Source organism: Armatimonas rosea (assembly GCF_014202505.1).
GTDB classification, from domain to species: domain Bacteria; phylum Armatimonadota; class Armatimonadia; order Armatimonadales; family Armatimonadaceae; genus Armatimonas; species Armatimonas rosea.
In genome coordinates, this window is record NZ_JACHGW010000008.1 from 28,421 (window position 1) to 53,520 (window position 25,100).

The following is a 25,100-nucleotide window of genomic DNA, read 5'->3' on the forward strand; positions in this document are numbered from 1 at the left end:
TATTTCCTTTCCGGGAATGGGTGCTCACCGTGAGGCAAACCGTACCACGAGGACGAGTAGCCCGATTGTCACCAGCAGAAAAAAGCCCACTAGCTCCCGCACCGTCTTGCGGTTCAGCTCCGCCGAGGGATGCTCTAGCCCTATCGCGCGAAGCTGTTCTTTCAGGTACCGCTCGACCTCGCTCTCTTTCCACTGCACCCGGAGCGCGAGCAGCTCGGCGGTCTGTTGACGAATTCTCTCTTCTTCTTGCTTGACAGCACCCTTGAGCTTTTCGCAGTCTTCCTCGGCCCGCGCGAGTGTCTCGTCCGTGTTCTGGAGCGCCGCTACATAACCTTGCTTTTCTTTCAAGAGCTGGTCCGCCAGCTCATGATCCTGGCGTTTCCGAGCTTCGTCCGCCTTCTTGTCCAGTTTCTGGATCGTCGCTTTCAAGCTGTCCACTTCGTTCCGAAATTGATTCTTCGTTTCAATAGCCTGCACAACGCGCTCTCGGTTGCGGACATGCTCTTCCTGTATCTGGCGCTTCGCATGATCCCAAAGTTCTTCAGGAGACTCTCTCTTCCCCAGTTCCTCAGAGCGGCGTTTTGGAGGGAAGAATAGCTCACGAAGTAAGGCAAGATGGCGTTGCATGAAGAACACTCCGTTAGGCGAGAATATCGGCCACCACCGTTCCGTAGACATCCGTCAGGCGGTAGTTTCGTCCTCCGTAGAGATACGTCAGCTTGGTGTGGTCGATTCCCATCAGGTGCAGAATGGTCGCGTGCAGGTCGTGGACATGGACTTTCTTGTCCTGTGCGTGCCAGCCGTACTCATCCGTGGAGCCGTGCACCATGCCGCCCTTGACGCCGCCGCCTGCCAGCCACATCGAGAACCCAAACGGGTGGTGCTCGCGGCCGTCCATGCTCTCTGCGGTGGGCGTGCGCCCAAACTCGCCGCCCCAGATCACGAGGGTATCTTCTAGTAAGCCGCGTGCCTTGAGGTCTTTGAGCAGCGCGGCGATGGGCTGGTCGGTGGCGGCGCAGTTGTTGGGCAGCTCGGTCTTGAGGCCCCCGTGCTGGTCCCAGAGCTGGCAGCTGGAGCGCTTCGACGTGGCGGTGTGGTAGACCTGCACCATCCGCACGCCACGCTCGACCAGCCGCCGCGCCATCAGGCACTGCCGCCCGAAGGTCTCGGTGAGCGGGTTGTCGAGGCCGTAGAGTTTTTTGGTCTCTGGGCTCTCTTTCTCGACATCAAAGGCCTCGGGGGCCTCGCGCTGCATCCGAAACGCCAGCTCGAAGCTCTGGATGCGGCCCTCTAGCTGGGAGTCGCCGGGGCGGGCGGCCTTGTGGGCGGCGTTGAGCTGCGCCAGCAAGTCCAGCTGCTCGCGCTGCTTCTGCGCCGAGAGCTTGGCGTTGCTCAGGTTGGCGATCGGGTTCTTCAGGTCGCTGACCAGGGTTCCCTGGAACGCGGCGGGAAGAAAGCTGCTGGTCCAGAGCGGCGCCCCTTGCGCAGGCTGCGCCGGCGAGAGCACGACATAGCCGGGCAGGTTCTTGTTCTCTGTTCCCAGTCCATACAGGAGCCACGAACCCAGCGACGGCCGCGAGAACGCTTGCTCGCCGGTGTTCATCTGGAGGCACGCGCCGTTGTGGTTGATGTTGTCGGCGACCATGGAGCGAATCACGCACATGTCATCGACACACTCCGCCACCTTGGGAAAGAGCTCGCTGACCTCGGTGCCACACTGCCCGTGCTTCTTGAACTGCCACGGCGAGCCCAGGAGGTTTCCGGTCTTGGTGCGCTCCAGCGACGGCTTGGCAAACGGTAGCGGCTTGCCGGTCTCTGCGGTCAGGCGCGGCTTGGGGTCAAAGGTATCCACGTGCGACGGTCCCCCGGACATGAAGAGAAAGATCACGCGCTTGGCCTTGCCCGCGCCGGGCACTCCCCCGGGCACTCCCCCGGCCTCGTGCCTCGGCCACCCCCTCTCGCTCGTTTTCCCGCTTCGCGGGGACGAGAGGGGGGATGCGAGGGGGGAGGCTTGTGCTTCGTCGGCGAGCAGGCTCGCGAGGCCGAGCATTCCAAAGCCCGTGCCCCAGTTTTGCAAAATCTCACGTCGTGTCATAACTTTTTCTCCGGGAACCGCCCCGGTTGGAGCGGGGCGTCAACGAGCCTGCGGCTGGTAAGGGCTTCGCCCATAAAAGAGCTCTCTGCAGTTTGTATGGCCGAAGGCCTTTGCAGCGGAGCTTGCGACGCTCGTTGACGCCCCCCTCTAACGGGGGCGATCACAGCCGAGGCGATATTAGTCCACATAGCAGAACTCGTTGGCGCAGAGGAGCGCTTGAGCATAGGCCTCCCAGCCGTCGGGGGTGAGCTTTGCCAGAAAGCTCTGGCCGAGGGCGAGCTCCTTGGGCGATGGTGGGCGGGAGTAGAGTAGCTTGTAGGCGTAGACGATCCGCTCAGAATCGGTTCCCGGGTGGGCCTTGAGGCGGGCGGCGAGGGCCTGCGCTTGCTCCAGCGCGAAGGGGCTGTTGAGCAAGTAGAGCGCTTGCGGGGCCACTGTCGAGACCGTGCGTTTCTCCGCGCTATTGGTTGGGTCGGCGCTGTCGAAGAGCGGCCCAAAGCCCGTTCTATCCGAGCGTATCGTCATGGCGTAGACCGTCCGGCGTGGCGTCGCGATATCGCGGTAGGCGAGGCCGCCGGGCGTGCGGTCGAGCTTCCCCGATGCCGAGAGCAGGGCATCGCGGAGGGCCTCGGCCTCTAGGCGGCGGCGGGGTGCACGGGAGAGGAGCTTGTTGTCGGGGTCCTTGGCGAGGGCGCGCGCCGAGGGAACCGACGACTGCTGGTAGGCATCGCTGGTGACGATGCGCTTGTGGAGGGCCTTGAGGCTCCAGCCGCTCTGCACCAGCTCACGGGCCAGGTAGTCGAGGAGCTCGGGGTGGGTGGCTTTCTCGCCGAGCTTGCCGAAGTTGCTGGGGGTGGCCACGATCCCGCGACCAAAGTGCCCCTGCCAGAGCCGGTTGGCGATCACCCGCGCGGTCATGGGGTTTTTGTCGCTGGCGATCCACTCCGCCAGCTCACGTCGGCCACTACCGGTGGTGGGCTTGAAGGGGCCACCGCCCAGCACCACGGGCGCACCGCGGGGAACAAGCTCACCGAGGTTGTCGTAGCGGCCGCGCTTGTGGACCTTCACATCGTGGACACCCTCGTGCGGCGTCCCGGGGACACCGCCCTCCGCGATCCCATTGGCAATTTGGGGGACAGCGGGGATCTGGGCTTGGAGCGCAGTGCGCTCCCGCTCCAGCGCGGCAAGCTGGGTTTGCGTTGCTGCAGAGAGCTGGCTGTCGCTGTCGGGGAGAAACGGGCTCTGCTCCAGTGGTAGCGTGGCGGCGAGGGTGAGCGCCTTGGCATGATCTCCGGACTTCCAGGCAGCGACCACTGCACTTGCCTCCGGGGAGCGCTGGACGGGGCCAAGATCGACAAAGCGCCACGGCCCAAAGCTCCCTTGGCCGGCATGGGTGAGCGCGTCTTTTGTCAGCTCGTCGGTGCCCACTTTCCAGGTGAGGGTGGTCGTGTCACAGGAGTACTCGCCGCCGGGGAGGACACAGAGGAGGAGCGTCTCGCCTGCCTTGACACTCACTTCGCGCTTGAGGGGCGGCGCCGTTCCACCATTAGCCACCTTGCCGCTCGCCAGCACTTTTTCGTCCTGCCGTAGCTCCCAGGCAAAGCCATCGCCGCACGCGGGGTCAGCATCCGCGAGTGTGGCCTCGACCGCAACTGTCCCTGTCCGCTCCGCCTTCCAGACCGCCGCGACTCCTGCGTTGGGGCTGGGATGGAGATTTACCGAGCGCGGCGGCAGGGTGAAGGTCAGAATGCGCTGCGCTTGGTTTGTCGTATTCACCGTCGCACTGACCGCAGGCTTGTCGCCCTTGACGCCCTCAATTCCCGCGATATCGCCCACCCGCTGCATCGTCGTGCGTAGTGTAGGAGGGCCGTCGAGCGCCAGAAACTCCTGCCAGCGCCGCTCGGAGCCGGTGGGGATTTTTCCCTGCGCTGCTTCTCTGGCCCACGCCTGCGCCACGGCCTTGCGCGCCGCCGTGCGCTCGTCGGTGAGCTGCTTCTCCACGACAGCGAGTTTTTCGCGTGCCGCCTTCTGCGCTGGGGTTTCGAGGGGGATGCGCAGCATCACCTCGCCCGCGCCCTTGGGCGTGAGCTTGGGGAGGATATGGCTGGAGAAGAAAACCCCCGCCATCGCGTAGTAGTCGCGTGTGGAGATCGGGTCGAACTTGTGGTCGTGGCAGCGCGCGCAGCCGACGGTTAGTCCTAGAAATGCCTTGCTGGTCGTGTCCACCTGATCATCGGCGATATCCGTCAGGATCTTGTCTTTGTCCGCATCGCCGTTGCCCCAGTTGCCGATCGCCAGAAATCCGGTCGGGACGGGATCGCCGTCGAGGACATCGCCCGCGAGCTGCTTCTTAATGAACTCGGTGTAGGGCATATCCGCGTTGAGCGCCCCGATCACCCAGTCGCGGTAGCGCCACGCCTCGCTGATATCGCCCTCACTGCCCAGCCCGCGCGCATCGGCGGAGTCGGCGTAGCGTGCCACATCCAGCCAGTGCCGCCCCCAACGCTCACCGTAGGCCGAAGATGCCAGGAGCTCGTCGGCGAGCTTTTCATAGGCATCGGGGCGCGTGTCCTTGATAAAGGCCTCGACCCGCTCGGGCGTCGGCGGCAGGCCGGTGAGATCGAAGCTCAGACGTCGGATCAGGGTTCGTTTATCGGCCTTGGGCGCAAACCCCAGCCCCTGTTTTTGGAGCCGCGCTAGCAGAAACGCATCGAGATCGGTCCGCGCTCCCGCAACCGGCGGCGCAAGGCTAATCTTGACAGGCGAGTAAGGCCATGCTCCCGCGCGGGCTCCCCCAAGCTTGGGGGCGGGGGGGGCAACGGCCCCGCTCTGCGCCCAGCTTGTGAGGGCAAGGCGCTCGCTCTCGGGGAGCTTGCCAGCGGGGGGCATCTTGATCGCGCCCGTGTAGCCAATCGCCGCGACCAGCTTCTGTGCTTGGTCTTTGGAGAGAGTCTGGTCCAGGCGGACGCCCCCAAGCTGCTGGGTCGCGCCGTGGCACGAGAGGCACTTCTCCGCCAAGACGGGCCGGACGGAGCGCTCAAACGCCTCCGACGACACTTGCCCCGGCGACTGCGGAGCCGCGAGCGCCAGAGTGAGGGGAATCGCCCCAAGAGCCAGAGCCAGAAAGCCACGGTGCATCGTAGTCTCTGGTTCGCGAGCGCCCGAGGAAATCCCTCCTATCGCTTGGGGAGGTTATTTTAAAACCGCGAGGATTCCCGCGAAGTTATCGCTGCCCGTGTTGGAGAGAGTGGTTCCTGGGCAGAGCATCCCCGAGATCGCGCCGTCTAGGTAGAGCGCATCGGGGCAGTGGAGCATGTCGCGGAAGAGGCTGGCGAAGTCGTAGAAGTTGACGGGCAGCTGGGAGAGCACAAAGACCACCTTGCCGTCCTGTGCGACTCCCACCCCGCTACGGATATTTCGATTGGCTGAGCCCTTGGTGAACTTGGGGTGGAGCTTCCCACGCTGCACCAAGAGCGGCCCGGACTGAGTCGCAAGGCGCGGTTTTAGCTGGCGCTGTGCAAACTCCCCCGTCTCCCAGACCCCGGTGCGCTTGCCCACCACCGCAAAGACCCCGTTGGGAGCGAGAAAGAAGTTCCCCCCGCCGTGCCACTGGTTGAGCTTGACCAAGGTCTTGCCCTCCGAGACATGCAGCCCCAGCGGGACATAGCCCGGCGCAAAGATCCCCGCATTGGTTGCCAGCAGAAGCTTCTTCTTCTGCGCCGTCGCCCAAGCCTCCGCTCCCTCCAGCGAGCCAAAACGCTGGCCCCGGGCATCTTTCCAGAGTAGGTGTAGGTCGTCGTGGGCCAGATCGACTGTCGCCACGACAAATGAGGTGCCTTGGTGGCGGAGCTCGCGTAGGTTCATGGTTATGGCCTAGAGCTCCCGATAGACGACATCTTCAAAGCGCGAGGAACCATAGGCATCGGAGTTGGTGAGATGACCATCGTAGCCTCCCACTTTATTGACAAAAAGCCCCTGCTTGAAGACGATCATCAGCCCATGTTCCTCTTCCCAGTCGCAGCCACAGGAGAGCGAGAGGTAGATTTTCTTGTCCCCATAGGGTCGCCGACTTACATGGATCACTTCCGCGAGTTGGATATGCTCCCAGACCTCGCTTGCCTCTGTTAGTGGGGGAATGCCTGCCTCTTCAAAGTCTTCATCGTCGTAGTCTTCGGCAACGTCCTGGTAGTACCGAAAGATCGGCTCCTCCGCGGCCTTGAGTGCCACGGGCGAGAGCTTGAGGAAGTTGGCGATGGCCTCCTGAAACTCTTCTTGCGCTTTATCCTTCTCGTAGTTTTCTAACACAAAGCGCCGCTTCCCTGTCCCCAGCACAGGTACCTCTATCGCTTCACTCTCAAGCCACTCGGGAAACCGCGAATCTCTGGTGAGGTCCCCTAAGACTGGAACTGTCATCTTCTATACTCCTCCATTACTATTTTGGTAGCGAGGCGAGCTAGGGTTAGGGATGGTGCGTATGCTCATTCCACCCGTTTATCTTCCTCTAATGACATGCGCAAAGCACGCGGCGAGGCGCCGAGGGCGGTGCGGATGGTCTTATTGAAGAGGTGCAGGTCAGGAATGCCGACAGCGATCGCGACGGACTTGATCGGGAGCGTGGACTCTCGGAGCAGGTGCTCGGCGCGCTCGATGCGGCGCTTTCTCAGATAGCCAATCGCGCTTGTTCCTACTTGTTGCTGAAATAATCGCCCCAGGTAGCTGTAAGACACCCCGGCCTCACGGGCGAGCTGGGCGATACTGAGCGGCTCCCCGAGGCGCTGCTCGATGCGCTCGATAGTCGCCGAGACCGCGGGGTGGCCGGTCAGGCTGGTCTGGGGGGCGGGGCGCTCGGTGAGCTGGCAGAGGAGCTCCCAGAGGCGGGCCTCACGACGCCAGCGCGGCAGGTGGGGCGCCAGCGCCACTTCCTCGAACTGGGCGTAGAGCAGCGGAAAGCGCGTGCCCAGGTCCTGCATCAAGGGAATGGTGCCCGTGGCGGGCTGGCTCCCCGACGGTAGCCGGAAGTGGGCGTAGAGGTGCGGCGACGGCCCCTCGTAGTGGTAGAGAACGGGCTGGTTGGGCGGGGTGATCCCGACAAAGCCCGGTCGGATGGGAAAGGTCTGCCCCGCGAGCTCCAGCGTGGCGCGGTAGCGGTAGAAGTGCAGCGACCAGAGAGTCGGGAGCTGAAAACGATCCGTGCTCTGGTGCCCATGGAGCCCCGCCGACATCTGTGCCAGCACTGGGGGCTCGGACAGACAGATCGGCCACTCGATAGCCTGCCAGTTCTCGGTGAGGGAGGTCACGACAATTTTTTACCACCAATTGACAACTCAGGCCATTGAAAGCCTAGACTAAAACTATTAAAATCAACCAATTCCGCCGTTAGGATCGCCCCCGTTGGGACCGCCCCCATGAACGGGGGCGTCTTGCTATCGTCGCAGGCTCCGACACGAAGGCCTCCGGCCATACCGAGTTTACTCGGGATTATGGGCGAAGCCCTTTGTGTCCGAGGCACGAGGACAGCAAGACGCCCCGCTCCAACCGGGGCGATCGAAAACGGGGGCGATCCACAAGGGCGATTAGGAGAAAAAGCGATGTTACGGCAGAAACTGCTGGTGCTCTACCTGCACTACCCTGCGCTCAATAGCGGGGTCTGTGCCTGGTCGATCTGGGACGGGACAGGCAAGGAGCACCACACCACGGGGGACAGCGATACGCCCCCCTACAACTCAGTGATTGAGGCCATGAAAGACGGCTGGCGCGTGATCCAGTTCCCGCAGCTCAACCCCGCCTACCCCGGCATGGAGCTGACCACGAGCTACCTGCGCTTTGAGTATGTCTTGGAGAAACTGGAGGATATTAGCAATGACAGTTAGTAAAGAGCATCTGCTCACAACAGTGCAGGTGGCCAACTTCGCCGCCGATGGCCTGCTGGTCTTCCCAGAGCTCATCCCCGACGAGATCAACCAAGAGGCGATGCGGGAGATCGACGAGAAGCTGATCCCCACGGGCTACGAAAAATCTGGCCAGGAGCTCTCCAATATCTGGAAGGACTCCAAGGGCTTTGGGGCGCTCTTCCGCCTGCCGCAGGTAGAGGGGATCATCCGCAGCCTGGTGGGGCCCTCGCCGCTCTACGACCACCATGCGTTCCATAAAGTGGGGCCGCGCCACGAAGAGGGGCAGATCTGGCACGCAGACAATATCATCGACCCGCGCCAGCACTTCGATATCCAGCTCTTCTACTTCCCCCACGACACGCCGCGGGAGATGGGCGGGACGATGTTCCTGCCGGGGAGCCACCTGCGCCGCATCCACGAGACCGATATCGGGCGCTACCAGAACTTCCGGGGCCAGGTGCCGATTGTGTGCAAGGCGGGGACGATCGCGGTGGGGCACCATGGGATCTGGCACTGCGCCCAGCCCAACCACACCGAGCAGATGCGCTACATGTTCAAGCTCCGCATCAACCCGACCGTCCGGCAGCGCCAGCTCTGGAACACCGACGATCTCAACGATCCGCAGGTGCCGGGGATCCTGATGCGCAACCACAAGTGGTACGGCAACGACGACCGCTTGGAGTACGCGCAGCGCATCAAGTTCTGGCGGTTCTTGATCGACGACGACAAGTGGGACGCGCACTACTGGCTCACGCGTGTTGAGAACAAGCCCGAGCGCCCCGCGCCGTTCTTCACCTGAGCGACGCGATTGGCTTAGTCGCTCCAAGGGTCTTCTTTAAGAACCCGGAAGATCGGGCCGGTGGTGTTGCGGAGCGGAAAGTCGCTCTCACGGCCCCGTGGGACGACAAAGCAGTGCTCGCGGGGGCACTGGAGCTGCTCCTCGCACCAGCCGTCGGTGAGGATCATGACCGGGGCGGTGGTGGGAAAGTCCGGCCGGGAGACAAGATAGTTGATTCCCGGCTGGAGAACTGTCCCGCCGCGCCCCTGGATTGCAATCAGGCCGCGTAGCTCCGACGGCTCGACAAACCCCTTGTCGTAGGGCGCGGCATCGCAGAGCACCAAGCGGACCGCGGGGACACCGCGCGCCTCTGCGAAGCTGGCGATCGCCCCGAGCGAGCGTCCGAGGAGCTGACGGTCCATCGAGCCCGAGGTATCCAGGATCACCCCGAAGGTACAGGCGGCCAAGACTTCCTGCGGCAGGTAGCGTGCTGCACGGGGGATCTCCGGTGTGGAGGCTTGCCGGCGGCTCGCGCGGGCGAACGAGCGCCGGTAGTCGTCGAGGCGCGGGACATGGCGGTCCAGCCAGTGCGCCAGCTCGACATCCCAGGGAACGGGCGGCGTGAAGAGCGACTGAATCTCCTCCATCAGCCCGGCGGGAATCAGGCCGCGCCCTGTCTGACACGCCATCCCGGCCTGAAGCGCCCGCTTGTAGATATCGTCGAGGGTGGTCGCATCGCCCCGGTAGAGCCGCCGCCCGCCCGTATCCAGCAAGACATCCCCGAGCGCGCCGCGTAGGCCACGGAGTTTTTTGCGCTCCTTCGGGCTCCAGGTCAGGAGCAGGTCGTAGACCTCCTCCGCCCCCATGTCCTTCAGCCGGGGATCGTAGAGCGCCCCGATCAGCGGCATCTTTCCCACTCCCATCTCGATCAGCCACGCGTTGATACAGAAATCGCAGGCAAGGTTCCAGAGGTGTGGGTCGCGGCCCTGCGCCCGGGTGTGGTGGAGGAGCGCGACATGGAGCAGCTCGTGGGCGTAGACAAAGACCATCTCGTCGTGGCTGAGCGGGACAGCGGGGTTCCAGTAGAGCTCTCCCAGGAAGCCGTTGACCGCCGCCACGGAGATATCCATGCGGTCGCACAGGTCGGCGCGGGCGATGATCTTGAGCTCTTGTGCCACCGCGCCCAGCAGCGGGAGGTTCTGAAAGACCCAGCGGCGGGCCGCGGCGAGCGCGGGGAACTTGCTGAGGCTATCCTCGGCATCGGTGAGGTGCTCCGCCGTGCTCTCGACCGCCTCCAGAACGGCCTTGCGAATCCCGTCGGCCAGCCGCGCCTCGGCATCGTGGCGGTAGGTCAGGGCCTTGGTCAGCCCCAGCAGATCGGGGCGGCTCTTGCCCGCCAGCGTGGTGTACTCAGCCTTGATTCCCTGCTCACGGCGGAGCAGAAGCTCATCGTAGAGCGCCTCTTCACTCTCGCTATCGCCGGGGAGCCAGCCATTGCCTCGGTACGTCCGGCCCAGCTCCATCGCGCGGAGCAGGCGATCCACAGTCACATCACAGGCGACACTCCAGAGCATGGGGTCGCGCGAGCCGGCCCCCCAGCCCCCGTCCGACGGGGGGGAGCTGCACTTGGGGGCGTGGTTCAGCGCGAAGTGGAGAGCCATGTGGGCCAGCACCCAGAGCCACTCGTCGCGGGAGAGCGCGTGCCGTCCGTTGACCGCATGGTGGACATTGACATAGATCGTCGCCGCGCTATGGTCCAGCCCCGCCACCTCGACACTCTCGCTCTCCTCGATCTTGAGGAGCTTCGCCACCCCGACCAGCGGGCTCCTCTCTAGGTCGGTCTTGGCGTAGCCCAGGTTCCAGCGGCTCTGCTGGAGCCGTGTCTGCGCCTGCTTCTCTGACTCGCGCTTGGCCACCTTACTTGACCTTCACGACACCGGCGAGGCGGGGGAGATCGCGGATGAGATCGACCAGGAGCCAGCTCGGTAGGTTTCGTGCGTTCTCGCCCGTCTCCTCGACCACCATCACGGACGCCAGCTCGACATTGATTTCACAGAGCTCGACCAGAATGCGCTTGGCCTGGCTGGCGAGGTGGCGGTGCTGGGGTTTGCAGTCGTCCTTCTGGGGCGGGAGCTCCTTGGCGAGCTGGGCGCGGATGCTCTGGACAATAAAGAACAGCACGTCGCGCTCCTTCGGGTCGCGTGGGAGCGGCTGCTCACCCTTGAGGATCTTGTCGATGTGCAGGCTCCCCGAGAGCTGCTTCAAAAACGCCGCGAACGAGCGGGCGTGGCTCGGGGTGAGGCACCCGGCGGCGAGCAGGTCGATCTCCTGGGGCTGAATCTCGCGGCCATAGGCGAGCAGGGCATCTGAGAGGATGTGCCAGGAGCGCGGGGTGGTGAAGGTCTCCTCGGTCTTGGGCGGCGCGGAGAAGAGATGATCGGGGCGGGTCTCCACATAGCGGATCACCCACTCGTGGATCCCGACCGTGTAGGCCCAGTCCAGCCACTCGCGGACACTGGGGCGCAGCTCGACATGGAGCATGCGGTTCATCAGCGCCGACGACATGGGTTTCACAATCGCCGAGTCCTGCGCCCGGTTGCCCGCTCCCACCACCACCGAGTCTTTGGGGAGGGTATACTCGCCCAGCCGTCGGTCGTTGATGAGCGAGTAGAAGGCTTTCTGAACCTCGAACGAGCAGGCATTGAGCTCATCGACAAAGAGGAGATAGGGCGTGTCACGGGCGATCAGCCGAGGTGGACAGAAGACACTCTTCCCGTCCTCGATCCGCGGCACCCCGATCAGGTCCTCGGGCGCGAGCTGCGAGCCTAGGAGGGAGACGCACTCCAGCCCGACCGCGTGGGCGAAGGCCTCGACCAGCGCCGACTTCCCGATTCCGGGGGCTCCCCAGATAAAGACCGGGCGGATCGGGGCCACATTGAGCAGGAGCTTGGTCAGCTCCGACGGGGTTACGGTAAGCACGGCTCTCTATCGCCTCGGCGTCGGGTTCTGCTAAGTGCCGCTGGCCTGTGCCCAGGCTTCCAGGTACTTGAGGCCGCTACCCGTGTTAAAGAGCACCACGCGCTCGTCGCGGCCCACCAGCTGCTGTTCGCGGAGCTTCTGGAGCGCGGCGAGCGTGGCGGCACCTTCCGGGGCGCAGAAGAGGCCAGTGAGCGCGCAGAACTGCCGCCACGCCGCAAACATCTCCTCCTCGGTGACCGCGAGCGCACAGCCGCCGGACTTTCGGACGGCATCCAGAATGAGAAAATCGGCGATCGCACGGGGGACCCGCAGGCCACTCGCGCTGGTGTGGGCGTTCTCCCACGGCGCGGCGTGCTCCGTCCCTTCCTCAAAGGCCCGTACGATCGGGGCACAGCCCGCCGCCTGCACCGAGACCATGCGCGGACGCTGACTCCCGATCCAGCCGAGCTGCTCCATCTCGTCGAAGGCTTTCCACATCCCGATCAGCCCCGTCCCGCCGCCGGTCGGGTAGACAATCACGTCGGGCAGGTGGCCATCTAGCTGTTCGAAGAGCTCGTAGCCCATGGTCTTCTTGCCTTCCAGGCGGTACGGCTCGCGCAGGGTCGCCATGTCGAACCAGCCCAGCTCCTTGATGCCTTTTTGGACATGGGCATTAGCATCGGTAATCAGACCATCAATCAGCGCCAAGTCGACGCCAAAGCTGCGGCACTCCGCGACAATGCTGGCGGGTGTGTCCTTGGGCATGGCGATATGCGCCTCCAGCCCCAGCGCGGCGGCGTAGGCACCCAGTGCGCTCCCCGCGTTGCCTGCGGACCCCACCGCCAGGGATTTTATGCCCAGCTCCGCCGCGCGCGCCACCGCCACCGCCATCCCGCGCGCCTTGAACGAGCCGGTTGGGTTCACCGATTCTTCTTTGATGAGCAGGTGCGGCATTCCCAGCGCTTCTCCGAGCCGGTCGGCGGGAAAGAGCGGGGTCCCGCCCTCGCCCAGATCGCGCACAAACTCCGGGCTCCGCACCGGCAGGAGCGCAGAGTAGCGCCACAGCCCCGGCTTGTGCGCCAGCTCCCGCGGCGAGCGCGGCCCGCGCGATAGATCGTAGCGTGCCAGCAGCGGCGCCCCGACACGGCTCAGGTTCTGGGGCACATCGGCATCGTAGTGCTCGCCAGTTTTGCTGCACTCTAAATGAGTTAGGAGACTCTTCATGTGGAGATTGTACCCACCGATTTGATCCAGAAGGAGAGGGGGAGCTCAGAGCCGTGCTGGTAGTGGTGCTCAAACTGCTCCGTGGGGAGCGCCTCTCTGAGCGTACGTCGGGTTCTTGCATCCGCGTCCCGCATGACAGGGCTGATCTGGATATCCATCTCCTTGCGGAGTGTGTCGGTTGCACCTAAGAGCTCGGTGGCCTCGACAAATTTCTCCTCCGCGATTCGGAGCTGCATGAGCGCTGCCAGGCTTGTCAGGACGCCATGACGCTCCCCGACTTCGTGACGGAGCGTCAGGCTCTTCAGAGCGGCCTGCTCCGCGCGAGCGAAGTCGCCTTCGTCGCGAGCGAGGCGGTAGATATGGAGCCAGGCGTAGCCCAGCATGAGCGGCTCACTAAACTCCTCACCAATGATCCGACTCTCCTCCGCCGCCTGCCAGGCATCGTCGTATCGGCCCAGCTCCGCATAGACATCCACTAAGTTCCCTAGGATCGTCCCCTGCCCCAGACGATCCCCCAGTGTGCGGCGGAGCTGAAGCGACTCCTCAAAGAGCGCTAAGGCCTCGCTGTGGCGACCACGCCCTACCGCAACCAAACCGGAGTTGTTCAGGGCACGGGCGATATCCTGGGGCTTGCCACCCTGACGAGAGAGCTCGAGCACCTCGGTGTAGAGCGGCTCGGCGGTGGCGTAGTCGCCCTGGTAGTAGATCACGTTGGCCAAGCCACCCAGGGTGCGGTAGAACCCGGGAGCATCGCCGAGTGTCTTCCACAGCGGGAGGGCCTTCTCAAAGTGCACCCGCGCCTTCGCATAGTCCCCGCGCCTCCAGTACGCCTGACCAAGATAGGTGAGGACTTGTACCGCTAGGTTCATGGGAGGCGCGACAGCGCCAGGGTACTTGGTTTCAAGCCAGAGGATCGCCTCCGTGAGATTGCCTCGCATCTCCACGAGATAGGGGTTGAGGGCCAGGGCAAGACGAAGGCCGAGGTGGGTGGGGTCGGGGAGGGGCAGGCCCATTGCTTGCCGACAGTTCTCTAGCTCCTGATCGAACCGCTGGAGCCAGCGGGCTTGGTCTGCGCCCCGCAGGTGGGTAGTCGCCTCTTCGGCCAGCAAACAGACAGTCTCACGGTGGCGCAGACGAAGCCGATCGAGCTCCTCTGAGGCGGCTAAGTGCTCGGTAGCGTACTGACGGATCGTCTCCAGAAGTCGGTAGCGCCCCAGGCCGCCTTCTTCTTCTTCGTAGATGACGAGAGATTTATCCGTGAGTGCGGTTAGCAGATCCAGCACCTCCCACGCCTCGATCCCATCGGTGCCACAGACCTTCTCCGCCATGTCCAGTGCCCAGCCACCGGAGAAGACGCACAGTCGGCCCAAGAGGAGCTTCTCTTGGGCGTTGAGTAGCTCGTAGCTCCAGTCAATCAGCGCCCGCAGTGTCTGTTGCCGGGGCAAAGCCGTGCGTGAGCCACCTGTCAGGAGACGAAAGCGGTCGTCGAGGCGTGAAGCAAGCTGCTCAACAGGCATGGAGCGCACCCGAGCGGCGGCGAGCTCGATCGCAAGAGGAATCCCATCCAGGTGCTCACAGAGCTGTGTGATGGTGGAGAGGTTACTCTCCGTCAGAGCAAACCGGGGCAGGTGTGAGCTCGCACGCTCCACCAGGAGCTGGGTGGATTCTGGCACGGAGAGCGAGGGAACCCGGTAGGTTTTCTCTCCCAGAATCCCCAGTGCCTCGCGGCTACTAACCAGGATTTGGACCTGTGAGCATCCCTGGAGAAGCAGCTCCACGAGATCCGCGACCGCACGGAGCACATGCTCGCAGTTATCCAGAATAACGAGGAGCTTTTTTTCTTTGAGAGACTTCACCAGGGTCTTGCTGAGCGACTCCCCTGGCACGGGGCGCACCCCTAGCACGTCAGCGACGGTCAGCTCGACAAGGGTGGCGTCTGTGAGAGGGGCAAGCTCCACAAACCAGATTCCCTCAGAGAACTGCTCTAGTAGTTCCGTGGCCACTTGGAGTGTCAGCCGTGTCTTCCCGCAGCCTCCGCTGCCGGTGACGGTCAAGAGCCTTGCGGTCTGTAGGTGCTCCCTGACTTGGCTAAGCTCCTTCTCCCGACCGATAAACGAGGTCACTTGCTGGGGGAGGTTATTGTCATAGAGGGTGAGAGAGCGTAGCTTGGGAAACTCCTGCGGTCCCCACTGCCAGACGTGCTCCGGTTCTTGGAGGTCTCGAAGCCGATGCATTCCTAGGTCGCGGAGACCGGCGGTGTGGGATAAGAGCGCATAGGTTGCCTGGGAGAGGAGAGTCTGCCCACCATGCCCGATCGCCAAGAGGCGTGCCACTCGGTTTAGGGGAGGGCCAAAGTAGTCGCCTGCGCGTTGCTCTGCAACACCACTATGGAGCGCAATCCGCACTCTCAGAGCTCGCTTATCCCCCACGAGGATCCTCAGACGGCGCTGCATCTCTTCCGAAGCGGCGAGAGCATCATCCGCCACTGCAAACGCGGCGCAGAACCCATCGCCGATTGTCTTAAATACTAGACCGCCTCGCGCTTCAATGATCTCCCGCAGGAGCTGATCGTGCTCCTCAAGAGCTGAGGGCATCTCAGCGGGATAGTCCTCCCAGAGCCGCGTACTTCCCTCGATATCGGTAAAGAGGAACGTTGTGGCACTCATGCACCAGCGATCCTCAGGGCGTGAGTGGGATACGTAACAAGGTGGCGAAGGAGGCTCTTCATGCGTCTTAGAATACCGCGAAGGTGAGCTGGACGCCCTGTGCCTGGGCGTACTTTGCCAGCTCTTGCAACCGATCCAGAGTCCTCAGGATGGCTTGGCGATCCCGATGGTCCCACCAGTCCATCAGCCCGTTGTCCACCAGAAGCTCCGGGAGGTGGCTGGCAGACCAGATCACCTGCCACCGTCGTGCCCAGTCTGAGACCAGCTCAGGGGGGACAGCATCTGTTGAGACTTCCTCCATGATGTAGTGGTCGGGGTTCTCGAAAAACTGTTGTAGAAAGGGGGCATTTCCGCCTACTGCATCGAGAATCTCGTTATCCAGGAGAAGCAACCATCCCAAGACATCCGTCGAAACCTCCGCGACTTCGGGGGCGGTAAGAGGCGGCTCGTAGCTGAAAAATGTATCCATGGTCTATGCTCCGGCAAGTCTCACAAACCGTGTCGGTCAGTCGTGCATCGTGGTTATGGTCAGCCGTGAGACTCCGGGAGCATCGGGCTTCACTGTGATTCCAAGCTCATCCGAGCCATCCTGCTTTCCGTAGACACTGCCCTCCAGCGCCGTTCCTTCTTGTGCGACTTTTCCCCCTTGACGTGGGCTGGGTTTGACCTGTGCCAGGATCGCGGGGACGTCCTTGTTTGGAACCAGAACGACTGTCGTGATATGTCCATCTATAAAGCTCCCGCCCGACTCGCGGTTGAGAATCTGGGCACTCCCTGGCAAGTTGATCTTGTGGTCCCAGTGCGCCATGAATCGGGTGTGTGAGCCAAACAGCCGCTCAGGTTCCAGGAGGAGAAAGTAAAACACCACAACAGCTAGCACTCCCGCTCCGAGACAACCCAGACAGCCTTTCCCCATCGTCGGCTTTTGCACCCGATTTATGCTCCCGCAATTCGTGCGAAGCGAGTCGGCTCGCGGGCGATTTCGGCCTGGAGCCACTGTTCCATGAGCTGGGCTTTCACGGTCGCGTAGCTTGGGTCGGCGAAGCGGTTGTGGAGCTCGCCGGGGTCGGCCTCTAGATCGAAGAGCTCGCCAAAGGTCTCGCCGCGGTAGAGCGTGAGCTTGTAGCGCTCGGTGATGAAGGTCCGCAGGTGGAGCTTGGTGGGCTGGTGGCGAAACTCGGTGATGACGGAGCTACGGGCCGATTCTTGTGCACCGGTCCAGACGGGGAGCTGGCTGATTCCCTGCATCTGGCCGGGGATGGGGATGTCGCAGGCATCGAGGAACGTCTCCGGCAGGTCGATCAGCGCTTGGAGCGCACTGGAGACCTCTCCCGCAGGGATTTTCCCGGGCCAGCGGGCGAGAAACGGGAGGCGCAGGAGGTCCTCGTAGTGGAAGGCACCTTTGTACCAGAGCCCGTGCTGCCCCAGAAAGTGCCCGTGGTCGGTGGAGAAGACCACCAGCGTGTTGTCGGCGAGCCCGCGCTTGTCCAGCTCGTCGAGGATGCGCCCGATCTCCCGGTCCATCAGGCTGATCATCCCGTAGTAGATCGCCAGGTCTTTCTTTTGCTGCGCCTCGGGAACCAGGTGCGAGTGGAAGCCGTGGTTGCCGTAGCCGCTCTCCTGCCAGTGCGAGAAGTCCGGCGCTGCTTTCTGGGTCTCGCCAAAGTGGGGCGGGGTGCGGTCGTGCTCGCCGGGGGTGAGGGTTCCGGGCGTCATGTCGTCGGGATCGTAGAGCGACGCCCAAGGCTCGGGGACGACATAGGGCGGGTGGGGGTCGGCGAAGCTGGCCCAGGCGAAGAACGGCTTGTCGTCCTGCTGCGCCTTGTCGATCGCTTCGATGGTCTTGTCGGCCACAAAGACCGAGTAGTGGAGCTCCTCGGGCAGGTCCCACGCGCCCTGCCGGGGCTTGAGCTTCTCCTTGGGCGAGCCGCCGCCGGCAAAGTAGTCCTCCCAGCTATCGCACCCCTTCTCCTCCAGCCAGAGCCCGTAGTGCTGCCCCGCCCAGGCCTCGTCGCCGTGGTTGCGGTTGATCTGAACCCAGTCAAAGCCGTACCAAGGCCCGGTGAAGCCGCGCCAGAAGGCCAAGTCGCGGAACTTGTCCGGCGTCTCCAGGCTGACCTGGTTCTCCTCGGAGCGTAGCGGCTGGAAGTGGGCCTTTCCGAGGAGCGCCGTGAAGTAGCCGTTTTCCCGAAAGACATCCCCGACCGTGGGGACGTCCTCGCCCAGCTTGACTCCGATTGTCCAGCAGCCGTGCCAGCTCGGGTACTGCCCCGTGATCAGGGTGGAGCGCGACGGTGAGCACACCGGGTTGTTGCAGTACGCCCGCTCAAAGCGCATGCCCTCGGCGGCGAGGCGATCCAGCGCGGGGGTTTGGAGCGTTGCGTTCACGCTGCCAAGGCACGAGAAATGGTGCTGATCGCTGGTGATCAACAAAACATTGGGGCGTTTGGACATGGCGATTGTTTCGCCGTGGGGGGAGAAACGTCCTGCGTTTGGCGGGCGTATAAATTCGGGCGGCTAAAGCGGCCCGCTGGTGCGGCAAGACCCATGAATGGGCCTACAAAGCGAAGCTTTACATTTTAGCACGGAGGTGTTTCCCACAGATAAAGAGGCGTGAAAGGAAAAACGACACAACCTATACGCCACCGTCGCGACGGTCTGAGTGCTCGGTATGTCCGCCTGCGTGAACAGGAACGGGATCAAGAGTTCGCGGAGTGGTACTGGAGCGGGTACGACCAAGACGACTACGATGGGTACGACGATTTTGACGACTGGGATCAAGACAACATGGCACTCATTGGGGAGCATTTTGCACTTGTCCGGGCGACTTTCTACCCGAACCAGCCCCTGCGTGCGCTTCGTCGCTTTCTTTCAGAACCGCTCCCTTCGGCGGAGCCGATGCTACCCGAGAACCTTGCCTCAGATGAGCTTATACAGCGGCTGGCGGCCTATCTCTCGCGGCTGGTGGATACCCCAAGTGACTCGCAGCTGACGGAGGAGATTCGGGCGGCGCTGGGAGACGAGGAGGCACGTCAGGTTATTGCTCAGCACCTCCCAAAATCCGCCGAGGCGATCTGTCTCTTTGCGCCGTTCTGGTGCCGCTCACCACTGACGTGGAGCCCGGATTCGGGAGTGTCGCTCCAAGAGCATCTCTTTGCAACGTACCCCGTTCCTGCCTTTCTGATTGAGGCTCTCAACAACCCCATCCGCTTCCCCGACTACAAGTGGCTCTGCTGGTTTATCTTGCTGGGCCGTAGCGCCTCTCTCAAGGCGGCAGGGCGCGTCTTCGGCTGGGACATCCCCGGCAAGTTCGCTCACTTTCTCCAGCAAGTCCCCGCCCGTACTCCTATTGAGGATGTCTTACTCACAGGGGAAATGCTCTCATGCCCCTTCTCTCCCAAACAAGCCTGTCTCTACGCCGAGGTGCTACGCTTGGGAGGAACGGAGACGGACTACCAACGGCTCGCCCGCGATGGCTCGTACTGCCTCGACCCAACCGATCTGAGCGTGGCCGAGGACGATTTTCGATTTTGGGAGGGAGCGGTCTGCTGGCTGATTCGCCACCGCGAAGAGCTCAGCGATACCGACGCAGGGCGGGTTTTGGCTTGGGCGCGGCACTGCCACACGGAGTTTCTCGCGGGGCACGAAGCGGCGTTTCGATGGGTGGGACGTAGTGTGGCGGCGACTGTGGAGCGTGCCCGTATCTACCACGATCAGCAACACGCTCGCTGGCACCGCTGGCATTACTACGCTTGGTCTGCCCACGGCTGGGACTCGGCGGGTGCTAGTGGCTGGAGCATCACCGAGCTGACCAACAGCAACCAGCTCATCGACGAAGGGGCCGCGATGCAGCACTGTGTCTGGAGCTACGGCTGGCGGTGTCAGGCAGAGTCCTCGGCGATCTTCTCCGTGTGCTACAAAGACCAGCGCCGGGTGACGGTCGAGGTGAACCCCAAGACGGGCGAGCTGGTTCAGGCGCACGGCCTCGCCAACCGTGACCCGGACACCGAGGAGCTCCAGATCGTGGCCATCTGGCTACAGGCTCTGGTGCTCCCCTCGCTCCGGCCTACTGCTGGATGACAGACTTGAAGCGCTCATTCATGCGGTCGAAGGCTTCCTGTTGCGACTTTAGTGTCTCCCGGCGCGCCTTCAGGTTCGCCTTGATCGCTTCGTCGATGAGGGCACCATCGCTGCCCTCACGGGGAGCCTTCCCATTGGGGCGGTAGGAGCCATAGATCGCCATGAGGGTGCCGAACTCTTTGATGAAGGTCGCCTTGGGGGCGATCACCGCCGACGAGTAGAGCTGCCAGTAGGGGAGTGTCTGGGTCTCGTCGATGATCGCGCTGAAGTAGCCTAGGGCCATGGTACGCTTCCCTTTAGACTCCATCTCGTAGAGGAAAAATGCCGCCGGGATACCGGGTGCGGGGGAGGGAGCCTCGCGGGTTCGCAGGCTGAGGAGCCGCGTGCCACTCTTCTCCAGAACCGCTTTGAGCGCGCCTGCAAGGTCGCCGTCGCGGCCCATCGGCCCGCTGTAGGGAATTCCCTGGTTGTTCGCCGGGTGGTTGGGGCGCCCGATCACAAATGCCATCCCCATAATGGCTTTCTGGCTCTCGGGGCCGTTGCAGCCCACCGTACCACGGTAGGAGCCCTCAATGCTCCAGCCTGCGGGGAGACCGATTGTTCCCGTACCATCGGGAAACTCCTTGGTGGTCAGCGAAACACGGGGGGCGGCGGTTGTAGGTCTCTGCTCCGGCTTCGCACGGCCTTGGGGCGTTGCGGAGGCAAGTCCGGCGAGCAGGGTCAGAGCGAGGGCGGTGCCTAGAGTGGTTCGAGTTGTCATGAGGTTCAAAAGTCTTTCTGTGGGGAGAGCGTTGCCAAACTCTATCTCCCTTACGTGAGGCCAGCGTGAGGCGCTGGCGTTTCCGGCGGCGGGGACACCCGAGGCACGGCCCGTGCTATAATGCCGCCGTGCCACTTACACGACTTCCCGGCGGGCTTCTGGTCGCCATCGAGGGGATCGACGGAGCGGGAAAGACCTCGGTCTCGACCCTCCTCTCCCAGTACTGCGGCGAGCGCGGGATCGCCTGCCTGCTCTCCAAAGAACCGACCAGCCTCAAGTGGGGCCAGGAGCTACGCCGCTCGGCGAGCACGGGGCGGCTGACCCTCGACGACGAGCTGGAGCTTTTCTACAAGGACCGCCAGGAGCATGTCGAGCGCTCGATTGCCCCGGCGCTTGCGGAGGGAAGTGTGGTCCTGCTGGACCGCTACTACTGGTCCAACGCGGCCTACCAGGGCGGGCGCGGCGCCGATGTGGCCCAGGTGCTCGCGCGCAACGAGACCTTTGCTCCCAAGCCCGATCTCTGGCTGCTGATGGATGTCGAGGCGGCTGTGGGGCGCGAGCGCATCCAGCGGCGCGGCGATGCCCCCAATCTCTTTGAGGACCACGCCGCCCTCACCCGTGCGCGGGAGATCTTCCTCGCCCTCGCCGAGCAGACCCCCACCGCCCGGACTCTGGATGCCTCCGGGGCGCTCAAGTCGGTGGCCGGTGCGGCGCTCCAGGCCTTCCGCGATGCGCTCTCCCAAAAACTCCCTCCCGACGGCGAGCTTCGGGAGCGACTTCAGGCTCTCTTAGGGTAAGACCGGGTATAACTGTCCCTATGCGTTGGGTCAGTCTTATCCGAGGGAAGCGAAACGGGGCATGGGATAGCCTGAGCATTGTCGCGGGCTGTGCGCTGATGGCCCTGGGGTTCCGGCTCTTTATGAACGGCAACGGGATTGTGGCCGGTGGGGTCGTAGGGCTCTCGACCCTGCTGGAGCGGCGCTTTGGCTGGGAGGCGGCCGGGGTGCAGTGGGGGATCAATCTACCATTGCTGGGGCTAGGGTTCTGGGGGCTGGGGAGAGCGGCGGGAGCACGCTCTGCGCTGGGCTCGCTGGTGCTCCCGCTCTTGATGCTGGTCACCCGCGCCGTCCCCACACTCACCCAGACCCCTCTCCTCGCGGCGCTCTTTGGCGGGGTGGTCTACGGTGCGGGGCTGGGGCTTGTGCTCTCGGGGAGCGGCTCAGTGGGGGGCTACTCTCTCTTTGCGCGCCTGGTGACCAAGCGCCTGCCCCTCTCCGTGAGCAATGCGATCTTTGCCCTGGATGCCCTGACGATCCTCGGGGGGGGCCTGCTCTTTGGCGCGGAGAAAGCCATGTACGGCCTGATCGCCGCCTTTGTCATGCGCCGCGCCCTCGATGCTGTCCTGCTGGGGTTCTCCCACACCAAGCTCGCCTTCGTCATCTCCACCGCCTCCGACTCCATCCGCGCCGCGATCCTGAGCGAGCTAGACCGCGGCCTGACGATCCTTCCCGGCACGGGCGGCTACACCGGCGACCCGCGCCCCGTGCTCCTGATCGCGCTGGGGCAAGCCGAGGTCCCCCACCTCCGCTCCCTCGTCCGCACCCACGACCCCGATGCCTTCGTCGTCCTCACCGACGCCGCCGAGGTCCTCGGAAAAGGTTTTCACCGAGAGGCGTAACCAATCGACTGTCTTCTGCGTTCTTTGATGTAGGAGGTACACGATGAAGCGTGCCAAGAGCTGGTTTCAAGAGTATGGGGATTGTCTGTGGTTCAGCGCTCCCCTTGTCGGTTGGATCGTGCTGTCCATCACGGTGCTGATGTCAACGATGCCCTGGTTTTTCGCGATCCCCCTGGGATGTATGGTCGGGTTTGTTCTCTGGCTGGGGCTCGGCATCTTAAACGGGGGAACAACCCTCGTCGAGATAACCATTGGCTCCGCAATACCCTTGGTCTGTGCCCTTACTTTAATCCCTGTGTTTGCCCAGGCACGAGAAAGGGCGCGGGAGACAGCCTGCCGATCCAACCTTAAAGACCTTGCCAGAGCGTGGGCAAACTACGAGGCGGACCACGATGACAAGCCTCTCCCCGAGAAGAACTGGCAGGCGGCGCTTGCTCCCTACCTCCCCAAAACGTTCCGGCTCCAGTGCCCCGACAGCAAGGGGGGCTACCGCTACGAAGCCGAGCGGGGTGGTGTCTTGTTCACGGAGCTCAAGCCTGCACACAAAGGACATCGCGCCGCGATTTTCACCGATGGGACGATCCGTCTGCTTGAGGTAAGCCAAGCTCCACCCCGCCCGGCACTTCTGGCCCGCCAATAAGCGTACAATGCGGTATGGACGAAGACATTGAGATCAGCCCGTGTGGTCAGTGGAAGCACGATCACCCGCCGGTGCGCGACATCAACACCGAGTTTGCCAAGCAGCAGACCACCGGCCAGCGCCTCGCCGACAAGATCGCGGGGGCGGTGGGGGGCTGGCCCTTTATCATCATCCAGTCCTTTATTCTGATGTGCTGGATCGCGGCCAATGTCTACTTTGCGCTGCACCCCGCGCTCCTCAAGGCCTGGGACCCGTACCCGTTTATCCTGCTCAATCTCGTGCTCTCGTTTCAGGCGGCCTACACCGGCCCGGTCGTGATGATGAGCCAGAACCGCCAGGCCGAGAAAGACCGCCTCACCGCCCAGCGCGACTACGAGGTGGACCAGCGGGCCGAGACCGAGATCGCGATCGTGATGGAGCACCTCCTGCACCAAGACCGCCAGATCGCCGCACTCCGGCAAGAGATTTCCAGTCTGCACCGGGCGCTAGAGAGTAGCAAGAAATGACAACGGCTGAGAAAATTGTCGCAGCGGCACGGGCGCAAGTGGGGGATCGCTATGTGGCGGACTATGTCTCCCTAAAGTACCCCGGCGGCGATGTCCCCAAGGGCCAAGGTGCCTGCACCGATGTCGTGATCCGTGCGCTCCGGGCCGCCGGCTACGATCTGCAAAAGCTCGTCCACGACGATATGCGGCGCAACTTCAACCTCTACCCCAAGAAATGGGGCCTGCGCCGCCCCGACCCGAGCATCGACCACCGCCGCGTCCCCAACCTCCGGGTCTTCTTCGCCCGCTTCGGCCAGTCGCTGCCCCTCAACAAAGACTTCCAACCCGGCGATATCGTCACCTGGGACCTGACGCCCACCAGCCTCACGCACTGTGGCATCGTCAGCGACCGAAAAAACGCACAGGGCGGCTACTTGATTCTCCACAACATCGGCCCGCAAGCCAGCGAAGAAGATCGCCTTTTTGCCTGGAAAATCACCGGGCACTATCGGTTTCCGGGCAATAAATTACCCGGCAGATAGTGGGGAGCGCCCCGAGGGCGCGGAGAGCATTTTGTATTTGCGCGTCCCCGGACGCTCTTTTGCTTGTGCCGGGTATTTCAATGCCCAGCCACGATAACACGATAAAATGACACATGGCCTACAGCGATTTCACCTACTTGGAAGTAAAGCGCCGGTTTGCTCTGGAGGTCACCGACGATGAGGATCTATTTGCCGAGGTCGTGTTGGTGGAGCCAAGTGCCTGGCTCAAGGAGACACTGGAGAAGACGCTTCCCCTAGCCCTTGCCGTGTCAACCGAGAAAGCACGCTCCGAGTGGCTTATCGCCCCACTTCTTGTCGAGATGCAGCAGCGTAGCGGCCAGCCCCTTAGCCTGTTCTCTGGCACGGAGTTCAATGCCGCCCCCGATGAAGGCTTGGCAGGCTTCTGCGACTTTATCGCCACCCAGTCCGACGAGCAGCTTGCTATCACGGCCCCTGTGCTGATGATTGTCGAGGCCAAGAACGAGAACATGCGAGCGGGAATTGGTCAGTGCCTCGCCGCGATGGTCGGAGCCCAGCGCTTCAACGAGCGCGAGGGCACGGTCAAAGATCCGCTCTACGGCGCCGTGACAACCGGAACCACCTGGCGCTTTCTCACCCTCACCGGCAACCGAGCACGCCTCGACCGCGCGGAGCACTATATTGAAAACGTCGCCAAAGTACTGGGAATCTTGGTCGCCATCTCCCAGAGTGGAGCCAGTGACCAAACCGAGACGGATGAGCTTTGAGAAGAGATCGAGTACTCTTTGGTCTGGTCTGTCTTGTGCTCGCAGGAGTAGGGATAGATGCCTTACGTAGATTCGCATTTCCTGAAATCTATAATCTGTATACAAGACGTTTCTTAGATAAAGAAATTATCATCCTGCAAAAAATGGATATCTCGCCTTACAATACTTGGACCGTTTTTGTGGTGGATAAAGGAACCAGGAAATTAGTGCTTACTCCCTCCTCGCGTGAGCAAGGGAACTGCATCAAAGAAATATTTCTAAGCAAAGACCAACGCTATATCTACTTGAAGGCAATTTCCGCATCGGCTGGCTTTGATCTTGCCTCTGGAAATATCACCCATGACCCGCAGGTGGCGCAAAGCTCACTCTCTGAACATGGCGGGGCAGGGACACAACTATTTCCTCCGTATGACGGGCAGATGCAACAGAGAGAAATCTCTGAGTGGGAAGCCCAAGCTTGGCTCAAGCTGGCCCCCACTGCCCAAAATCAGTAACTATCTGCAAGAACGCAGAGAGCATTTTGGTGCCTACGCGCCCTCGGGGCGCTCCCTGCTCTC

The 25,100-nt window shown here is 62.8% G+C and carries 24 protein-coding genes; 10 read left to right on the plus strand and 14 right to left on the minus strand.

What is annotated here, in order from left to right; genetic code table 11:
* Positions 1 to 24: 24 nt before the first annotated feature.
* The 6 genes from HNQ39_RS27275 to HNQ39_RS30760 form a co-directional block, all read right to left on the minus strand.
* Positions 25 to 678 (minus strand): PspA/IM30 family protein, encoded by a 654-nt coding sequence (locus HNQ39_RS27275; RefSeq protein WP_343075991.1) that lies wholly within the window; start codon positions 676 to 678, stop codon positions 25 to 27.
* Positions 641 to 2,095 carry a DUF1501 domain-containing protein gene (locus tag HNQ39_RS27280; protein ID WP_184203767.1) on the minus strand — a complete coding sequence of 485 codons (1,455 nt, stop codon included), beginning with the start codon at positions 2,093 to 2,095 and terminating at the stop codon, positions 641 to 643. Before HNQ39_RS27280 ends, HNQ39_RS27275 begins: the two co-directional genes overlap by 38 nt.
* Positions 2,096 to 2,272: 177 nt before the next feature.
* Complete coding sequence (locus tag HNQ39_RS27285) at positions 2,273 to 5,233, minus strand: DUF1549 and DUF1553 domain-containing protein (protein WP_184203768.1); 2,961 nt, start codon at positions 5,231 to 5,233, stop codon at positions 2,273 to 2,275.
* A gap of 54 nt (positions 5,234 to 5,287) precedes the next feature.
* On the minus strand, positions 5,288 to 5,959 hold the full coding sequence (locus HNQ39_RS27290) for a phosphodiester glycosidase family protein (protein ID WP_184203769.1): 672 nt from the start codon (positions 5,957 to 5,959) through the stop codon (positions 5,288 to 5,290).
* Between the two features lie 9 nt (positions 5,960 to 5,968).
* Positions 5,969 to 6,508 (minus strand): DUF6985 domain-containing protein, encoded by a 540-nt coding sequence (locus HNQ39_RS27295; protein WP_184203770.1) that lies wholly within the window; start codon positions 6,506 to 6,508, stop codon positions 5,969 to 5,971.
* 65 nt (positions 6,509 to 6,573) lie between these two features.
* On the minus strand, positions 6,574 to 7,392 hold the full coding sequence (locus tag HNQ39_RS30760) for a helix-turn-helix domain-containing protein (RefSeq protein WP_221290395.1): 819 nt from the start codon (positions 7,390 to 7,392) through the stop codon (positions 6,574 to 6,576).
* A 291-nt stretch (positions 7,393 to 7,683) separates the two neighbouring features.
* Here HNQ39_RS30760 and HNQ39_RS27305 point away from each other — a divergent pair, with 291 nt between their 5' ends.
* On the plus strand, positions 7,684 to 7,965 hold the full coding sequence (locus HNQ39_RS27305) for a hypothetical protein (RefSeq protein ID WP_184203771.1): 282 nt from the start codon (positions 7,684 to 7,686) through the stop codon (positions 7,963 to 7,965).
* A complete protein-coding gene (locus HNQ39_RS27310; RefSeq protein ID WP_184203772.1) occupies positions 7,955 to 8,785 on the plus strand; it encodes a phytanoyl-CoA dioxygenase family protein in 831 nt (276 codons plus the stop codon). Before HNQ39_RS27305 ends, HNQ39_RS27310 begins: the two co-directional genes overlap by 11 nt.
* Positions 8,786 to 8,799: 14 nt before the next feature.
* Here HNQ39_RS27310 and HNQ39_RS27315 read toward each other — a convergent pair whose 3' ends face one another.
* From HNQ39_RS27315 to HNQ39_RS27345, 7 genes are all read right to left on the minus strand, one after another.
* Positions 8,800 to 10,680, minus strand: a complete 1,881-nt coding sequence (locus HNQ39_RS27315; RefSeq protein ID WP_184203773.1) for a DUF2201 family putative metallopeptidase — start codon at positions 10,678 to 10,680, stop codon at positions 8,800 to 8,802.
* A 1-nt stretch (position 10,681) separates the two neighbouring features.
* A complete protein-coding gene (locus tag HNQ39_RS27320; protein WP_184203774.1) occupies positions 10,682 to 11,743 on the minus strand; it encodes an AAA family ATPase in 1,062 nt (353 codons plus the stop codon).
* A 30-nt stretch (positions 11,744 to 11,773) separates the two neighbouring features.
* Positions 11,774 to 12,946, minus strand: a complete 1,173-nt coding sequence (locus HNQ39_RS27325) for a threonine synthase (protein ID WP_184203775.1) — start codon at positions 12,944 to 12,946, stop codon at positions 11,774 to 11,776.
* Positions 12,943 to 15,612, minus strand: a complete 2,670-nt coding sequence (locus HNQ39_RS27330) for an ATP-binding protein (RefSeq protein WP_184203776.1) — start codon at positions 15,610 to 15,612, stop codon at positions 12,943 to 12,945. Before HNQ39_RS27330 ends, HNQ39_RS27325 begins: the two co-directional genes overlap by 4 nt.
* 67 nt (positions 15,613 to 15,679) lie before the next feature.
* Positions 15,680 to 16,081 (minus strand): hypothetical protein, encoded by a 402-nt coding sequence (locus tag HNQ39_RS27335; RefSeq protein WP_184203777.1) that lies wholly within the window; start codon positions 16,079 to 16,081, stop codon positions 15,680 to 15,682.
* Between the two features lie 36 nt (positions 16,082 to 16,117).
* Positions 16,118 to 16,543, minus strand: coding sequence for a hypothetical protein (locus tag HNQ39_RS27340; protein ID WP_184203778.1), 426 nt, complete (start codon positions 16,541 to 16,543; stop codon positions 16,118 to 16,120).
* Positions 16,544 to 16,548: 5 nt separating this feature from the next.
* Positions 16,549 to 18,066, minus strand: coding sequence for a sulfatase family protein (locus tag HNQ39_RS27345; protein WP_184203779.1), 1,518 nt, complete (start codon positions 18,064 to 18,066; stop codon positions 16,549 to 16,551).
* A 159-nt stretch (positions 18,067 to 18,225) separates the two neighbouring features.
* Here HNQ39_RS27345 and HNQ39_RS30765 point away from each other — a divergent pair, with 159 nt between their 5' ends.
* The gene (locus HNQ39_RS30765; protein WP_184203780.1) at positions 18,226 to 19,692 is read left to right on the plus strand and encodes a PcfJ domain-containing protein; all 1,467 of its coding nucleotides are present in this window, start codon (positions 18,226 to 18,228) and stop codon (positions 19,690 to 19,692) included.
* Here HNQ39_RS30765 and HNQ39_RS27355 read toward each other — a convergent pair.
* Positions 19,679 to 20,452 carry a hypothetical protein gene (locus tag HNQ39_RS27355; RefSeq protein WP_184203781.1) on the minus strand — a complete coding sequence of 258 codons (774 nt, stop codon included), beginning with the start codon at positions 20,450 to 20,452 and terminating at the stop codon, positions 19,679 to 19,681. The genes HNQ39_RS30765 and HNQ39_RS27355 overlap by 14 nt on opposite strands.
* A gap of 128 nt (positions 20,453 to 20,580) precedes the next feature.
* On the opposite strand from HNQ39_RS27355, the gene tmk reads away from it, so the two are divergent.
* From tmk to HNQ39_RS27390, 7 genes are all read left to right on the plus strand, one after another.
* Positions 20,581 to 21,249, plus strand: coding sequence for a dTMP kinase (gene tmk / locus HNQ39_RS27360; protein WP_184203782.1), 669 nt, complete (start codon positions 20,581 to 20,583; stop codon positions 21,247 to 21,249).
* Between the two features lie 20 nt (positions 21,250 to 21,269).
* Positions 21,270 to 22,130: a YitT family protein gene (locus tag HNQ39_RS27365; RefSeq protein ID WP_184203783.1), complete on the plus strand. Its 861-nt coding sequence runs from the start codon at positions 21,270 to 21,272 to the stop codon at positions 22,128 to 22,130.
* 43 nt (positions 22,131 to 22,173) lie between these two features.
* Positions 22,174 to 22,770: a DUF1559 family PulG-like putative transporter gene (locus tag HNQ39_RS27370; RefSeq protein ID WP_184203784.1), complete on the plus strand. Its 597-nt coding sequence runs from the start codon at positions 22,174 to 22,176 to the stop codon at positions 22,768 to 22,770.
* Positions 22,771 to 22,784: 14 nt separating this feature from the next.
* The gene (locus HNQ39_RS27375) at positions 22,785 to 23,276 is read left to right on the plus strand and encodes a DUF1003 domain-containing protein (protein WP_184203785.1); all 492 of its coding nucleotides are present in this window, start codon (positions 22,785 to 22,787) and stop codon (positions 23,274 to 23,276) included.
* A complete protein-coding gene (locus HNQ39_RS27380; protein ID WP_184203786.1) occupies positions 23,273 to 23,797 on the plus strand; it encodes a DUF1287 domain-containing protein in 525 nt (174 codons plus the stop codon). Before HNQ39_RS27375 ends, HNQ39_RS27380 begins: the two co-directional genes overlap by 4 nt.
* Positions 23,798 to 23,910: 113 nt before the next feature.
* Positions 23,911 to 24,543, plus strand: coding sequence for a hypothetical protein (locus HNQ39_RS27385; RefSeq protein ID WP_184203787.1), 633 nt, complete (start codon positions 23,911 to 23,913; stop codon positions 24,541 to 24,543).
* On the plus strand, positions 24,540 to 25,037 hold the full coding sequence (locus HNQ39_RS27390; RefSeq protein ID WP_184203788.1) for a hypothetical protein: 498 nt from the start codon (positions 24,540 to 24,542) through the stop codon (positions 25,035 to 25,037). The genes HNQ39_RS27385 and HNQ39_RS27390 overlap by 4 nt, the downstream gene beginning before the upstream one ends.
* Positions 25,038 to 25,100 lie beyond the last annotated feature (63 nt).

Excerpts from the sequence above, each read along its gene's own strand:
- HNQ39_RS27275 (WP_343075991.1), bottom strand. The coding sequence starts at position 678 with ATGTCTACGGAACGGTGGTGGCCGATATTCTCGCCTAACGGAGTGTTC.
- HNQ39_RS27280 (WP_184203767.1), bottom strand. The coding sequence starts at position 2,095 with ATGACACGACGTGAGATTTTGCAAAACTGGGGCACGGGCTTTGGAATG.
- HNQ39_RS27285 (WP_184203768.1), bottom strand. The coding sequence starts at position 5,233 with ATGCACCGTGGCTTTCTGGCTCTGGCTCTTGGGGCGATTCCCCTCACT.
- HNQ39_RS27290 (WP_184203769.1), bottom strand. The coding sequence starts at position 5,959 with ATGAACCTACGCGAGCTCCGCCACCAAGGCACCTCATTTGTCGTGGCG.
- HNQ39_RS27295 (WP_184203770.1), bottom strand. The coding sequence starts at position 6,508 with ATGACAGTTCCAGTCTTAGGGGACCTCACCAGAGATTCGCGGTTTCCC.
- HNQ39_RS27305 (WP_184203771.1), top strand. The coding sequence starts at position 7,684 with ATGTTACGGCAGAAACTGCTGGTGCTCTACCTGCACTACCCTGCGCTC.
- HNQ39_RS27310 (WP_184203772.1), top strand. The coding sequence starts at position 7,955 with ATGACAGTTAGTAAAGAGCATCTGCTCACAACAGTGCAGGTGGCCAAC.
- HNQ39_RS27325 (WP_184203775.1), bottom strand. The coding sequence starts at position 12,946 with ATGAAGAGTCTCCTAACTCATTTAGAGTGCAGCAAAACTGGCGAGCAC.
- HNQ39_RS27330 (WP_184203776.1), bottom strand. The coding sequence starts at position 15,612 with ATGAGTGCCACAACGTTCCTCTTTACCGATATCGAGGGAAGTACGCGG.
- HNQ39_RS27335 (WP_184203777.1), bottom strand. The coding sequence starts at position 16,081 with ATGGATACATTTTTCAGCTACGAGCCGCCTCTTACCGCCCCCGAAGTC.
- HNQ39_RS27345 (WP_184203779.1), bottom strand. The coding sequence starts at position 18,066 with ATGTCCAAACGCCCCAATGTTTTGTTGATCACCAGCGATCAGCACCAT.
- HNQ39_RS27355 (WP_184203781.1), bottom strand. The coding sequence starts at position 20,452 with ATGACAACTCGAACCACTCTAGGCACCGCCCTCGCTCTGACCCTGCTC.
- HNQ39_RS27365 (WP_184203783.1), top strand. The coding sequence starts at position 21,270 with ATGCGTTGGGTCAGTCTTATCCGAGGGAAGCGAAACGGGGCATGGGAT.
- HNQ39_RS27370 (WP_184203784.1), top strand. The coding sequence starts at position 22,174 with ATGAAGCGTGCCAAGAGCTGGTTTCAAGAGTATGGGGATTGTCTGTGG.
- HNQ39_RS27375 (WP_184203785.1), top strand. The coding sequence starts at position 22,785 with ATGGACGAAGACATTGAGATCAGCCCGTGTGGTCAGTGGAAGCACGAT.
- HNQ39_RS27380 (WP_184203786.1), top strand. The coding sequence starts at position 23,273 with ATGACAACGGCTGAGAAAATTGTCGCAGCGGCACGGGCGCAAGTGGGG.
- HNQ39_RS27385 (WP_184203787.1), top strand. The coding sequence starts at position 23,911 with ATGGCCTACAGCGATTTCACCTACTTGGAAGTAAAGCGCCGGTTTGCT.